Below are 13,850 nucleotides of genomic sequence, written 5' to 3'. Positions count from 1 at the left end.
AAAGTATCGCTGGTAACTAGTTGCCGATACTGAGTGCTATTTTTGCCGACTGCCCATTAGCGGTATAAATAGAGTTTAAATGTGATGAAGGAATCGGTTTCACACCACCGCATTTAGATATTTCATTAACTTCTACTTTAGCTTCCATGCGCTGACCAGCACATAAGCCGGGAATACTGGCATTGATTTTTTCTGCTAACTTAAGTGGCCAGCGGTGACCTGCCGTCCAATATTCATCAGTTGGTGTGTAAGTGACGTCTTTGTAGCTGCCATCTTCGAAAGTGACAGCAAATTTAACTGATTGACCCGGCTTGATTTTGGAGGCTGAAATATAGCCAACATCCAGATATTTATCGACTATTTTGGTGGTGTAAGTTGCAGCCCCACCTTCAGTTGTATAAATACCGTTTAAATAACTCGAGTGTTTTTTCGCCATAAACTTACAATTATTGTCAGCTGTAACTTTACTGGTAAGTACCCCAGCACAGGCTCCTGCTATTTTCTCGTTAAATAAATCTGTTAGCTCTGCGGCCCAACGATAAGTAGGGTAAGAAGATCTGTTCTTAGGCTGATAAACCACGAATTGAGCTGGATACCCCTCAGCTTCAATATCTAACCTGACCAACTGATCGTCTTTCAGATTTTCTCCAGAAATATTGCCAACCTTTTTCCACAGCGGGATGGGTTTTATTGCTAACAATGATGCTTTTTCCGCAGGCAAACGCTCTTTTGCAGTTGCGATATTCACCGACTGAAAACCATCTGTTGCCACAGGTGTTTGATCAATATAGTAGTTATTGGCTTCTAAATACTCGCCGTGGGTGCTTCTCCAGGTGGCCGTGAGCTGTTTTTTAGCCTGATCGTCAGAGATAAATAAATTATCAAAGACAACATAGTTTTCAGAATTTATATAGAAGTCATCTGTATCTGAGAAATCCTGCCAATAACCGATCATGGCATCTTGCAGCGTATTATTGAAAATAAAAGTATTATCCATATTTAGTGTGGAACTACTTTTATAGGGCCTAGCGTTGAACTCAGTTTTGTTCAGATAATTACCAGCAAAATATAGATGTGATGCATTACGGAATTTTAATTGACCTGAAGGCCTCTCTGGCCAGCCGCTGAAGTAATTGTTAACAATGTCGACATTATTATATTGTTTAATATAAAGAACATGATCTCTTCCCATCGCACAGTTTTCATCATCTGTTTTGTTATCATCCTTTTCTTCTTTAACAACTAAACATTCCAGAGTATTACCAGAGATAACATTATTACGGAAAACAGAATTTTTTAATCCATCAGTCGCATACCAACCTGAAATAAAGTGCCCCTGATCATCCAAAAGAGTCAGCTGTTGGTTTTTGGCTGCTGCTTTAATTTTATTGATTATATTAAAGGTTCCAACATCATAATAATTCATGGTTAAAAGGATGTTCTCATCAGAGATATCACCAATGACATTATTCTCAACTTTTGTATTAGAGTTTCTGTAGGTGGATATACCTAACCCTGGATGATTTTTATCTCGTAAGAAAACATTGCCATGAATTGTAAAAGGATTATGTGATACAGACAGTTGCTCTTCAGTAGTGATTGTATTAATAAAAGCATTGTTAATAATGCTTATATTCTTTTTGTTGCCATAAAATTTAACCTTAGCATTATCGAAGATAATATTTTTTATTGTCAGTTGACTCACCGGAATGCTATAGGCCTTGTTGCCAATAGATATGGACTCATTCGGTTTGACACCGCGCAGTATAGTGACTCCAGTGTCAGAACCCACTAAATTATTTTTTTCATTCAAGATAATATCGCTGCCAATAAGATAGCTACCAGCAGGAAAAAATATTGACTTGCCATCAGATAAGGCGGTGCTAATTTCGGCGGATAGATCAATTCCTTGATTGGGATTAATACCAATCTCAGTGGCGCAGGTAAGTACCACATTACTTAGTTGCGGTATTTGTTCACCCGCACAATCAGAGTCAGAATCAGCAGCATTAGCATTTAATGCTGTAATAGATATTGCTCCTGCAATTATTAAACTTAATAACGTTCGAGAATGTTTCACTTTATTATTACCCTATCAAATCAATTTACGTATTTTTTCTAGTGACTTCCAATACTGAAGTTATCGATAAATGTAATCCCTGAGCTGTTGCTCCCTGCGGAATCTGATAAAATCTTACTTATCTGTAAAGTAAATCTAGAAAAATCATTGATAGATATTAAATATAAACTATTTCTATTAATTTCATAAAACGATTATTAATGCTAAGTATTTTATATTGAGTTGATTAATAATAAGTTTTTATTGGTTTTGCAAAATAATCATACTGCGCAATTAAATTTTCTGTTTCCTATCAACACATTCCTGCCTTGTTCTTGCCTATTCATCCAAATCACTGTAGAAAACCTGACAGATAAGGCACAATTTATCTCGGATTAATTTTTGCAACCTATGATGATAGGTCAAACCCGGTAACCAAGGGAGGTGAGGGCATTATGGTTGAGGCTAATGATATTCAGGCGCAGATGGCGGCGAAGATTACCCAGCTGGCTCGGGGCAATGGTTTAACACCTTCTGCAGTACCGCGGGTAAAAATTCTGTACTCCACCGTGCATCAGCCGCGGACACCGGTAATGTACACACCGAGTGTGGTGATTATATTTCAGGGCCATAAAGTGGGTTATCTGGGGAGCAAAGTGTTTCAGTATGATCCGAAGAACTATCTGATAATGACTGTGCCGCTGCCGTTTGAATGTGAGACTTTTGCCAGCCCGGAGCTACCTTTAGCGGGAATATCCATTCATATAGATAGCCAGATGCTACAGGATTTACTGATAGATATCGGTGATGATGAACTGGATAAACCTTTCAGTAATACTTCTGGCGTGAACTCTGCGGCCCTGACTGACGAGATGCTGTGTGCTACCGAACGGCTGCTGGATGTGATGTCTGATGCGCGTGATGCCAGAGTGCTGGGGCCACAAATTGTGCGAGAAATTATCTACTACGTATTGTGTGGTCAGTGTGGTGGGGCATTACAGGCAGTGGTTAACCGCCACGGGCACTTTAATCAGATTACCAAGACTCTACGGCGTATCGAAAATCAGTTTGCAGATAATCTGAATGTTGAGCAATTAGCTGCTGATGTGAATATGAGTGTTTCCGCGTTTCATCACAATTTTAAAGCGGTGACGAACACCTCTCCACTGCAATATTTAAAATCTTACCGCTTGCATCGTGCGCGGATGATGATGTTACACGATGGCCTGAAGGCCAGCACCGCAGCCAATAAAGTGGGGTATGAAAGTGCGTCACAATTTAGCCGCGAGTTTAAACGCTATTTCGGCCTAACCCCGAGTGAAGAAGTGGCCAAGTTACGCACTAACTAAGATGATATCCACAAAAAAACGGCGCATTGAGCGCCGTTTAGCTGCTCAAACACAGAGAGTTACTCAGTCACACTTTTGCGTTTACACCAGACTAAAACCAGCGTGCCGACCAAGCCCATCAGCAGCAGGACAATGGGTAAAATCATCAGTGCAGTCATGACTTGGTTTTCATAATGCTTAACCAGGGGAATATGACTAAGGGCGAAGCCCAGCCCTACGACACTGCCAACCCATAGCAGTCCACTGAGCCAGTTAAAGAACTGAAAACGTGTGCTATTTAAACCTGAAATCCCCGCCAGAGTGGGCAGTAAAGTGCGCACAAAAGCGAGGAAACGCCCAATGATCAAAGCCGCCAAGCCGTGGCGAACAAACAGGTTATGTGCGCGTTGCCGATAATGAACGGGCAGCTGTAACAGCCACCTTTTTACTACTTTGGTATCTCCCAGCCACAACCCTTGCAGGTAGCTCAACCAGCAACCCAAGCTGGCCGCTACGGTCAGAATTATCATGGTTGGCAAGAATGCCATGACACCCTTGGCAATGAGTGCGCCCGCCAATAGCAACAAACTATCACCGGGGAGGAAAGAAGCCGGTAGCAAACCATTTTCTAAAAAGAGGGTAGTAAAAAGTATGCCGTAAATAACCCAAATCACATTCGGGTCGGCAAGTTTACTAAAATCCTGCTGCCATAAGGCATGAAGGATTTCGCGTAATACATCCATTTCTGTTCCTGTTTGCCTATCATGTGAGGATATTGTTGTGAGGTTCTATCTAGTGTATCCGTAATGGCAGTGATCCACATTGATCTTATCCTCAATAACTGAATTTTTGAGAGGATATATACCTGCTGTTGATACTATTTGTGTAAGAGAGGATTAATGCGCGGGTATTGGCACCGCGCATCAGCAATTCCTGCGTACTGAAATCGACTATTGCGCTGCTTTGATGCGCTCAAACCCAGCCACCAAATCGTCCTGCAAATCCTGTACATTTTCCAGGCCAATATGCAAACGGAACAGTGTCCCTTTGATTCCAGCACCTTCATATTTGCGGATTGCTCGGATATCTTTGGGTTGATAGCCCAGAATCAAGGACTCAAACCCGCCCCAAGAGAATGCCATGCTGAAGTGAGTAAAGTGGTCGAGATAGGCCTCTAACTGCTGTTGAGTTAATTCTTCTTTTAATTCAAAAGAGAACAAACCATTGCAGCCGATGAAATCGCGCTTATAGAATTCATGCCCTTTACAGCCAGGCAGAGCAGGGTGATAGACCGTGGCAACTTCCGGGCGCTGGGCTAGCCAGTTCGCGATTTCGATACTGTTCTTTTCATGCTGCTTCAAACGCACACTTAGCGTGCGCAAACCTCGGCTGGCAAGATAGGCGGTATCGGCATCCACCATTTGCCCCATCAGATAAGAGTCTTCGCGCAGTTGTTCCCAACACCGGGCGTTGGCAACCGCAATGCCCAGCATGGCATCGGAATGACCAATAATATATTTAGTACCTGACTGGATAGAGATATCAATATCAAAATCCAATGCTTTAAACAGCACACCAGCCGCCCAAGTATTATCCATCATGATAATCATTTCAGGAGATACCGCGCGGATGGCTTTGACTATGGCCGGAATATCCTGCACTTCCATAGTGATAGAACCCGGCGACTCCAGGAAAACCACTTTGGTTTCCGGGGTGATCAATGAGGCTATTTCGGTGCCTATCATCGGATCAAAATAAGTGGTGGCAATATTCATGCGCGATAATATTTTTTCGCAAAAACTTTGCGCGGGTTCATAGGCAGAACCGGTCATCAGCACATGGTCGCCAGCTGAAACAAAAGACAAAATGGCGTTACTAATAGCGGCGGCACCACAAGGATAGAGCACACAACCCGCGCCACCTTCCAGCTCGGTCATTGCTTCTTGTAAAGAAAAGTGGGTTAACGTGCCCCTGCGGCCATAAAATAGTTCGCCATTGCCGCGATTAATGGTGGCATGTTTTTTGGCTTTCACTGAGTCGAAAACGACAGAAGATGCCCGCTGAATAACGGCGTTGACCGAGCCTTGGGTGAATTTCTTACTTCTGCCAGCGCTAACTAAGGTTGTTTCTAATTTTTCTGTGGTTGGTTTATTTGCAGACATGATCTTGTTATCACCTTCTTATCAGCATGCCCATTATTCCATGGTCAGCATTCATTATCGGGATGTATTTATTCCTTACGTTAGCATGATGATTGTCATGTGAGAGCAGCTTTCACCATGAAAAAAACTAAAGAGGGTGACTCGCTGTTTTCTGCGGATTTGCAATGGAAAAATGCTGTATAAGTACCGGAATAGGGGATTTATTAAGGAGTTAGCGTAAACAGATGTCTTAGTTTTAGTCATTTTTCGCCAGGTGATTAATCATTTTTATCTTTACATGAAGTGTCAGCCAATCGGTACAGCCAAGAAATCGTATTCGCATATCAAGCCGTGTAGTCCCTGATATCAGGGCAATTCTTATTTTTTCTCAAAAAATCGGCGTAAATACTAATGATAATTACTATCAATCCCCGATTTGTTTGATATGATCGGCAGCTGATTTCGTCCTTAAATTGATATGCATATTGGGTGGAGGCACAGCGTGAAAACAGCTGGCAAAGAGATTAAAGATAAATCATTCGTGCAAGGCCGAATGATGAAAGGCGCGATGGCATTATTGCTGGTGGTAGGTTTAGCCGGCCATGCATTCGCCGCGCCAGGCAACAGCAGCGCAGTCGCGGCATCTGTTGCTACACCAACAACTGCAACATCAACGCCATTACCTGCACCGGAAATTACACCTGTAGCAGCAACATCGGCCAATGCAGAAGCTGTTGCACCTGCAACATCGGCACCTATGGTTCAGCCACTAACCGCACCTGCGCCGCAAGGGCTGGCGATGGACCTCTCTGTTTGGGGCATGTATCAACACGCCGACGTAGTGGTTAAAGGGGTAATGATTGGTTTGGTGTTGGCATCCATTGTCACCTGGACCATTTTGTTCTCCAAAGGGACCGAGTTATTCCGCGCCCGTCGCCGTTTACAGCAAGAGCACGAAGTTATTGGTGCGGTAACGGATCTTGATACCGCGTCTGAACGGGCAGAGGCCTTTTCACCAGAGAGTATCAGCGGTCTATTGTTGCGTGAGGCGCAAAATGAGCGCCTGCTATCGGCAGAATCGAATGATAACAACGGCATTAAAGAACGCACAGCTTTTCGTCTGGAGCGCCGAGTGGCAGCAATCAGCCGCCAAATGGGCAAAGGCAATGGGTTCCTGGCAACAATTGGTGCGATTTCACCGTTTGTCGGGCTGTTTGGTACTGTTTGGGGCATCATGAACAGCTTTATCGGCATTGCCCATTCACAGACGACTAATCTGGCTGTTGTTGCTCCAGGTATTGCTGAAGCACTGCTCGCCACCGCACTGGGCTTGGTTGCCGCGATCCCTGCGGTCGTTATTTATAATATTTTCGCTCGCTTGATTGGTTCTTACCGTGCTCAGGTAGGGGATGTCGCAGCGCAGGTATTATTACTGCTGAGCCGTGATCTTGATTTGAGCAGCAGCGCGGAAGCAAAGTCACCTAAGCAGCCTCACCAATTGCGTGCGGGGTGATTTATGGCCATGCGGATGAACGATAACCTTGATGAAAGTGGTGAATTGCACGAGATTAACGTGACACCTTTCATTGATGTCATGCTGGTATTGTTGATTATCTTTATGGTTGCAGCACCATTGGCAACAGTTGATATCAAAGTGGACTTACCTGCATCTTCAGCAGTACCACAGCCACGGCCAGAGAAGCCGGTCTTTCTGACAGTGAAAGCTGATAATCAGTTGTATGTCGGTGATCAGCAAGTGGATCGCGATACAATGGCGGCAGCACTGGATAAAGTGACCCAATCTAACAAAGAAACCACCATTTTCTTCCAGGCGGATAAAGTGGTGGATTATGAAACCTTGATGAGCGTGATGGATGCATTGCGCAAGTCAGGTTATCTCAAGGTCGGGTTAGTCGGTATGGAAGCCGGCGTCGCAAAATAATCAATAACAGGCGCGGTGAATATTGCCGCGCCTGTTATTATTTTTTCGGGGTATTACGGCCAACTTCAGCATCGGCTATCAGCACTTGCTCAAGATCCTGTGCTAATTCATAGGCATTATGCGCTAAATAGAAATTACCTTCCCCAACACATTCTTTCCAATCGAGATCTTCTCTCGGAATATATCCAATCCCAATAAATACCATTCTAATATTATTTTCCCTAATTCTGTCACACATTCCTTTCTCAATAAGTTTTTTAGTAATATTAAAATAGTTTTTATTTTCATAGCTATCAGGAAGATCAGAATGAATATGGTTACTATCATCACCATCAGAAAGAATAATCATTATTTTTTCGTGTTCATTATTCACTTGCTTGAAAATATTATTTCCAGCGAGTATCCCGGAACTTATTAGAGTTCCACCATTCACATCAAAATTTAAAGCATCTAATAGTATTGAATTATTCATATTACTCCTATCAATAATATGAGTGTTTATATTTCTTAAGCAAAGGCCATTGTTAAGAACATCTGACATAGGAATGTTAATTGTTTCGGTTTTTTGTGTAATTGATTTAATTGTCTTATCGTAATCAATATTATCAGCAATAATTTCAAATATGCTTAATAATCGATTAATAGAAGTTGCAGAATATAAAAATTTAATAGCCTCAGAAAGTTGTTTGTCATCAACGATATTTTCCTTTATTGCATCAGTAACCGCTTTAATATCTTCTTCTTCCTGGCTTAATTCTCCATATTCAATATCTAATATATTTTTCAGGTTTTCTAAACCTTGGAATTTATTTAATCCAGACGCAGTGTATTGGCGAAGATAATCACCATTAGACCGATATTTTTTAGGAACAAATGGATAGTGACAAAATGTTTTATCTCCCTCTATGATTTTACTTCCCCAAGAAAATGGGACAAATCCAAGGATGTTTATATCATTATTATTTTTTATTTTATCATTCAAGTTTATAAATATTTTTCTCAATACATCTATTTTACTTTCAGTGCTCTTTGAATGCTCAAAGGAGTCCTCCATTGAACCGGAATAGTCAACAACAAAAACAATATCCGTAGGTTCGGAACGTTTCGCAAGATGCTTTTTAGCAGAACCACTATCAGTGGCAATAATATTATTGTTTGCACGAGTGATAATTGTATTTTTAAAAAAATATGCTGGGTAATTCATGGTAATATTCACATCATATTCAAGGTGGCTCAGATTATTATTGATTTCTATTATTGGAGTAGAGAACTTTTCTGAAGGCAAGTATGCTTTAGCATAATAAGAAACAAGATCATTGTTTTTCTGCGCCTGAATGGCATCAGGAATATCATGGTTTCCAACTGTTAGCGCTAATGTAGCTTGTTCAATAGCATCAGAGAGTTTGGCTTTTTTTTGTATAAGGAAAGATAATTCAAGAGATAAAAGAATTAGTCCAATAAGAATAGGCAGTAAAATAATAAATGACAGTAATATAGCGCCACTTTCATTTTTGATAAAAGAGACGAGTTTAAATTTCTTTTTAAAAAGAGCATTTGCTTTCAGCATAAATAGCCTTACTTCCAGATTGCATGTACCCATACCATTTATTAATTAGCGTTCAATGGCGATAGAAGATGATTTTATTGGAGTAATATTTCCCTCTCGGTTAAATAGAGCGCTATACCAAGGAGTCGCTGGTAAACATAAGGTCACTTGATAAAGAGGAATCCATCTCCCGGCATGACTAAATGATGATAATTGGGTTAACTCACTGAGCGGCTTCTTCGGTTCATACACTCCAGTATTGAATGAAAAACTTTTCGTATTATCAATATGCCTATCTTCTATTGCAGACGACTCTGTATGATCGAAGTGTATTGTTTCTATCTTTATTGCAAGATCTGTCTCTGTAGAGCGCGAGTTTACCAACATACTATCTGCTAACTGTTTTATTTGATTAACTTGAATTTGTGTTAACTCATTATTATCATTGTAAAGCCGTGTTCTTTCTCGCACGATCCCAACTAATGAGTATGATATTCGGTCTAACTTTCCAATGGTTGAATAGTATTCTGTTACTGATAACAATATCTTTATAAAAAAAGCAGTGATAAAAAAGACAAAAACAAATTCAACAATAATTACACCTTGTATATCTATAACTATATTTTTTTGATTAATTTTCTTGGACAAAAATAACCTCTCGGGATAATAAATTACTGGCCCATAGCGATGGAATAGGAAATAAAACTGGGCGGTATAAATAATTAATACTATACGTGGCTAGAGGGTATGTATTGTCATCCGATATATTATTTTCAATAGCATCCGAAATATGACGACTAAAAACTACGTTTGAACTAAGCAAATTATCCTCTGTAATAAAGGAGCCTAAAATACCTTGATGAGAAATTAATTTCTGCTGTAGGATCGATGTATAGCTAGTATTGTCACTCCGCTCTTTATTCTTGGCTGACTTTGCTGCTTCGGAAACGGCTAAATCCAAACTGGCAGAAATATAAAGTACGCGAGCAATCTCGGCACTAAAAAGCAGCATGGATAGAAATAAAATAATTATGAGTGAAAAATCAACAGTAATAGAACCCCGATTAGAGTGAAAAAAACGCAATATTATGGCACTCATTATTGAGCCTTACCCGCGAATTTGTCTTGATAGGGACTGCTCACTTGACTGAGTGCAAGGATTAACTCATCAGGATCTTTAGCCATTTTTTCAGCTGATATTATCTTTTTTGCATATTGTCTATCATCAAGTTTAACTAATGAGAACACTAAATTGTGTAGCATTAACTTTCCTCTCTTACCCGCCAGATAGTCAGGGAGTAATATTTTTACTGCATCGGCATAACGATCATCAAGTATTGCTACAACTGCGAGATTATTCATTGCTATTTCATCAGATATGAACAAAGCTCGTGATCGTTCAATGGCCGTCTCGGCTTTCTTAATTTCCCCATCATTAGCTAAAATAATGCCGTTTAAGTTATGTGCTTCTGCATTATTAGGTGAAATAGCTAATAACTTATTGATTACAATCCTGGCTCCCGCATTATCATTGCTACCGATAAGATTCTTAGCTTGTAACATGTAAACTGAAACATTCTCCTTATGGGATATTGGATGCAAATAATATAAAGAGGACTTAATATCACCAGTAAGATAGTAAGCATTTGCCAGTTTTAGCCGGATTGAATCATCCTCTTTTAATTTCAATCTATCGCGATATAAAGAAATTAAGCCTGTATGATTATTGGCTTTGAGCAGAATACTCTCTCGATAATAAAATTCTTTATTGCTTAGACTATTATTATTAGAGCAACCGCTTAAAACTAAAGTGAAAAGTAACACTCCTATCACGATGATAAATTTTTTATTCATATGCAAGCAACTCCAGAACACTAGGGGATATAACTAATACAATAAATGGAATAAGAATAAATAAAAATAATGGAATGGTCATTTTTGCTGTTAATTTACTTATTTTCTCTTCTGTAACGAGGAACTGCATTTCTCTCATATCCTTTGATAACTTAATCAATTGCTCATAAACAGTGGCTCCGAAACTGATGCTATATTGAAGCGCACCGCAGAACATTCGTATTTCTAACTGTGTAGAAGACTGATAAAACTCTTTAATTGCACTCTCTAAGCCATTAATTTCGGCTCGCCGAGTCATTTTGAGTATAATTAAACTTAAGTCGGCATTGATTAACTCAAATTTTTTGGCCGAGTAACTCAGTGAGTTATCTATTGTCATCCCAGATTGAACACAGGCAGCCGTTATATCAATAAAGAATGGGAGTGACTTTAGTAATAATTTGGTCCTTCTGGCTACAATATTTTTCACGATCAATTTCGGGAGGTATAATATCATTATAAGAATAAACATTCCCACTATAAGTATATTTATCATATTTATTGAGAATAAACCAAACACAGATAATAAAGCTGTTATCACCAGAATGGTAGTAGCTATTATCAACTTGAAATAAGCTATATTATGTAAAATAAACGGTAGCTTTATAATGTGGTAAATGTCTTTTTTGTTTTCTTTTTCATTGCTTTTACTTTTTATTTTATCATTTTCAATGTTATTTATTTTGTTATAATTCGATATGCTATTTCTTTTATTATTATTTTTGAAAAAAATAATAAACCCAAGTGCTATTATAGCAATAAATAGTGATATTTTCATGTGGCTTTACCTAGCATTTTTCTTATTACTATGATTCCAATTACCTCGCTGGTACTAATATAATAATATATCATTTTTCCGATGGGATTCTCCCACATGGTCTCTATGGTTGCAGGGTCAAGAAAGTAGAGCAAAAGAGAAAAAACTATAGGCATTATGGATATGATATTCACAGACATCCGCACCTGTGCTGTCATCACTGCTTTTTTCTGTTCGGTAGTTTTATTTTTGTTTATAACTTCCGATAAGCGGCTCGTGAGTTCTCTTAACTGCCCACCTTGCTGTAGATTAAGTAAAAGAATAGTGATAAGAAAATAGAATTCTGGATAATTGAAACGCTGATAGGAGTCATAAAAAACTGACTCAGGAGATTCTCCCACATTCAATCGACGGCAAATAAGGCTAAACTCATTCCCTAATGGGCCACTAATTTCTTGGCCACAACGTTCTAATACTTGATTAATACTTGCACCGCTACTTGCGGCCATGTTAATCATTAATAGGGCCTCAGGAAAATATTGCTTGAAAAGGGTGTAATACCTTTTTCTTGACAACCTCAATTGAAAATATACAACACTTATCATGATAAAAAATAAAATAATAGCAGGATTAAAATTAAACCAAAAGTGATTTATTGTATAAATACATGCTGAGTATATAACCGGCATTGATATATGTAGAGTGTTTTTTTCTTTAAAAATACCAAGCAAATAATCAAACCACTCTCTAAATATATTTTTAGATAATACAATTAAAAAAGATCCTTTGTTTTGTTTTGTTTTTTTTGTTTTTATAATGGATCTTTTTATTTTTAACCATTTGATATTATTTAATACCAATAAAACCAAACCTAATATTAATATTATGTAGTAAATCATTTTTCCACCAAAGAAAAAATGCCATTTAATTCATTAGATAAGTTATAGATATCGGCATTTATCCTTACAGATGAACGGCTCAGTAAACCATAATTGATGAAACTCCCTTGAATTTTCCCTTCTCGCTCCCGCTCTTTAATAGGTTTAAATGAAAAAATATCTTGTAAGACAACATTATCGCCTTCCATCCCCATAATTTCACTGATTTGACATATTTTTCGTGAGCCGTCATTCATCCGCGAAACCTGGACAATAAGGTTGATTGCCGAGGCTATATTACGGCGAATAGTTAATATAGGCATATTAACGGGTCCCATCATAATCATACTTTCGAGCCTGGCAACTGCATCTCGAGGGGAATTAGCATGCAGTGTTGACATCGAACCATTGTGGCCCGTGTTCATTGCCTGAAGCATTTCAAAAGTTTCTTCGCCTCGGCACTCTCCAATAATAATCCGATCAGGGCGCATACGCAGTGAGTTAATGACTAAGTCTCGCATCGTGATCTGCCCGGTATTTTCCAGCCCGGCAAGTCGTGTTTCCATTCGCACTACATGTGGCTGTTCAAGATTGAGTTCAGCTGCATCTTCTAAGGTAATTACCCTCTCATTTTCAGATATATACATTGAGAGAGCATTAAGTAATGTTGTCTTCCCTGATCCTGTTCCACCAGAGATAATAATATTAACCCGGCAACTGGCAGCAATAATGAGAAAATTAGCCATAGCGCTACTCATGGTACCCATATCGACTAAGTCTTCCAATTTTCGTTTATTGTTACTAAATTTTCGAATGGAAAGTACAGTTCCGTCTAATGTAATAGGACTTATTGCCACATTGATGCGACTACCATCAATTAAACGCGCATCCGCCAGTGGACGACTTTCATCAATACGCCGATTGGCACGTTGCATCAAACGTTTGGCCATATCAGTCAATTGAGCATTATTAATAAAACGGCGAGAGGTTAAGGTTATCTTTCCATAGCGTTCAATAAATATTTTTTCTGGGCCGTTAACCATAATGTCACTAATAGAGTCGTCTTCCATCAGTTCTCTTAATGGGCCAAATCCAGTAATTTCGTCCGCAATCATGGTAATCATTTTCTTCTGATCTTGGGTGGTTAATTTATAATCATTTTTATTAAATAAATCATCAAGAGTTTGTGAAAGTAATTCGCTTAGCTTGCTATAATCATCAACCAGATGTTCAATCTTATCTATGTCAATATTGGCCAGCATTCTCTCTCTAATTAATTCTTGCGTGCTCAATGGTACCTTCACTG

General features: G+C 39.2%; 13 protein-coding genes. 3 read left to right on the top strand and 10 right to left on the bottom strand.

The annotated features are described in order from the left end of the window. Nucleotides 1-16 precede the first annotated feature (16 nt). Nucleotides 17-2,080 carry a pectate lyase family protein gene (locus F0T03_RS18335; protein ID WP_159679962.1) on the bottom strand — a complete coding sequence of 688 codons (2,064 nt, stop codon included), beginning with the start codon at nt 2,078-2,080 and terminating at the stop codon, nt 17-19. Nucleotides 2,081-2,514: 434 nt separating this feature from the next. Between F0T03_RS18335 and F0T03_RS18330 the strand changes: the two genes are divergently transcribed. Next, complete coding sequence (locus tag F0T03_RS18330) at nt 2,515-3,408, top strand: AraC family transcriptional regulator (RefSeq protein WP_159679960.1); 894 nt, start codon at nt 2,515-2,517, stop codon at nt 3,406-3,408. Nucleotides 3,409-3,467: 59 nt separating this feature from the next. Here F0T03_RS18330 and F0T03_RS18325 read toward each other — a convergent pair whose 3' ends face one another. Both F0T03_RS18325 and metC read right to left on the bottom strand, forming a co-directional pair. Continuing rightward, a complete protein-coding gene (locus tag F0T03_RS18325; protein WP_145554076.1) occupies nt 3,468-4,130 on the bottom strand; it encodes a DedA family protein in 663 nt (220 codons plus the stop codon). A gap of 207 nt (nt 4,131-4,337) precedes the next feature. After that, nucleotides 4,338-5,549, bottom strand: a complete 1,212-nt coding sequence (gene metC / locus F0T03_RS18320) for a cystathionine beta-lyase (protein ID WP_159679958.1) — start codon at nt 5,547-5,549, stop codon at nt 4,338-4,340. 481 nt (nt 5,550-6,030) lie between these two features. Between metC and exbB the strand changes: the two genes are divergently transcribed. Both exbB and exbD read left to right on the top strand, forming a co-directional pair. Then, complete coding sequence (exbB, locus tag F0T03_RS18315; protein WP_162526984.1) at nt 6,031-7,041, top strand: tol-pal system-associated acyl-CoA thioesterase; 1,011 nt, start codon at nt 6,031-6,033, stop codon at nt 7,039-7,041. Nucleotides 7,042-7,044: 3 nt separating this feature from the next. Continuing rightward, nucleotides 7,045-7,470 carry a TonB system transport protein ExbD gene (gene exbD / locus F0T03_RS18310; RefSeq protein ID WP_159679954.1) on the top strand — a complete coding sequence of 142 codons (426 nt, stop codon included), beginning with the start codon at nt 7,045-7,047 and terminating at the stop codon, nt 7,468-7,470. 37 nt (nt 7,471-7,507) lie between these two features. On the opposite strand, the gene F0T03_RS18305 is transcribed toward exbD, so the two are convergent. From F0T03_RS18305 to F0T03_RS18275, 7 genes are read right to left on the bottom strand one after another with little or no spacing between them, the layout of a single operon-like run. Next, nucleotides 7,508-9,037, bottom strand: coding sequence for a vWA domain-containing protein (locus F0T03_RS18305; RefSeq protein ID WP_159679952.1), 1,530 nt, complete (start codon nt 9,035-9,037; stop codon nt 7,508-7,510). Between the two features lie 45 nt (nt 9,038-9,082). Further along, nucleotides 9,083-9,664 (bottom strand): tight adherence pilus pseudopilin TadF, encoded by a 582-nt coding sequence (tadF, locus tag F0T03_RS18300; protein WP_159679950.1) that lies wholly within the window; start codon nt 9,662-9,664, stop codon nt 9,083-9,085. Further along, a complete protein-coding gene (locus tag F0T03_RS18295; RefSeq protein WP_145562313.1) occupies nt 9,648-10,115 on the bottom strand; it encodes a TadE/TadG family type IV pilus assembly protein in 468 nt (155 codons plus the stop codon). The genes tadF and F0T03_RS18295 overlap by 17 nt, the downstream gene beginning before the upstream one ends. Beyond that, nucleotides 10,115-10,870 carry a tetratricopeptide repeat protein gene (locus tag F0T03_RS18290; RefSeq protein ID WP_162526983.1) on the bottom strand — a complete coding sequence of 252 codons (756 nt, stop codon included), beginning with the start codon at nt 10,868-10,870 and terminating at the stop codon, nt 10,115-10,117. Before F0T03_RS18290 ends, F0T03_RS18295 begins: the two co-directional genes overlap by 1 nt. Continuing rightward, the gene (locus tag F0T03_RS18285) at nt 10,863-11,687 is read right to left on the bottom strand and encodes a type II secretion system F family protein (protein WP_159679948.1); all 825 of its coding nucleotides are present in this window, start codon (nt 11,685-11,687) and stop codon (nt 10,863-10,865) included. The genes F0T03_RS18290 and F0T03_RS18285 overlap by 8 nt, the downstream gene beginning before the upstream one ends. After that, complete coding sequence (locus F0T03_RS18280) at nt 11,684-12,565, bottom strand: type II secretion system F family protein (protein ID WP_162526982.1); 882 nt, start codon at nt 12,563-12,565, stop codon at nt 11,684-11,686. Before F0T03_RS18280 ends, F0T03_RS18285 begins: the two co-directional genes overlap by 4 nt. Then, complete coding sequence (locus tag F0T03_RS18275; RefSeq protein WP_162526981.1) at nt 12,562-13,848, bottom strand: TadA family conjugal transfer-associated ATPase; 1,287 nt, start codon at nt 13,846-13,848, stop codon at nt 12,562-12,564. Before F0T03_RS18275 ends, F0T03_RS18280 begins: the two co-directional genes overlap by 4 nt. Between the last annotated feature and the right edge of the window lie 2 nt (nt 13,849-13,850).

Source organism: Yersinia canariae (genome assembly GCF_009831415.1).
Classification (GTDB): Bacteria; Pseudomonadota; Gammaproteobacteria; order Enterobacterales; family Enterobacteriaceae; genus Yersinia; species Yersinia canariae.
This window is presented reverse-complemented; position numbering and strand designations above follow the sequence as displayed.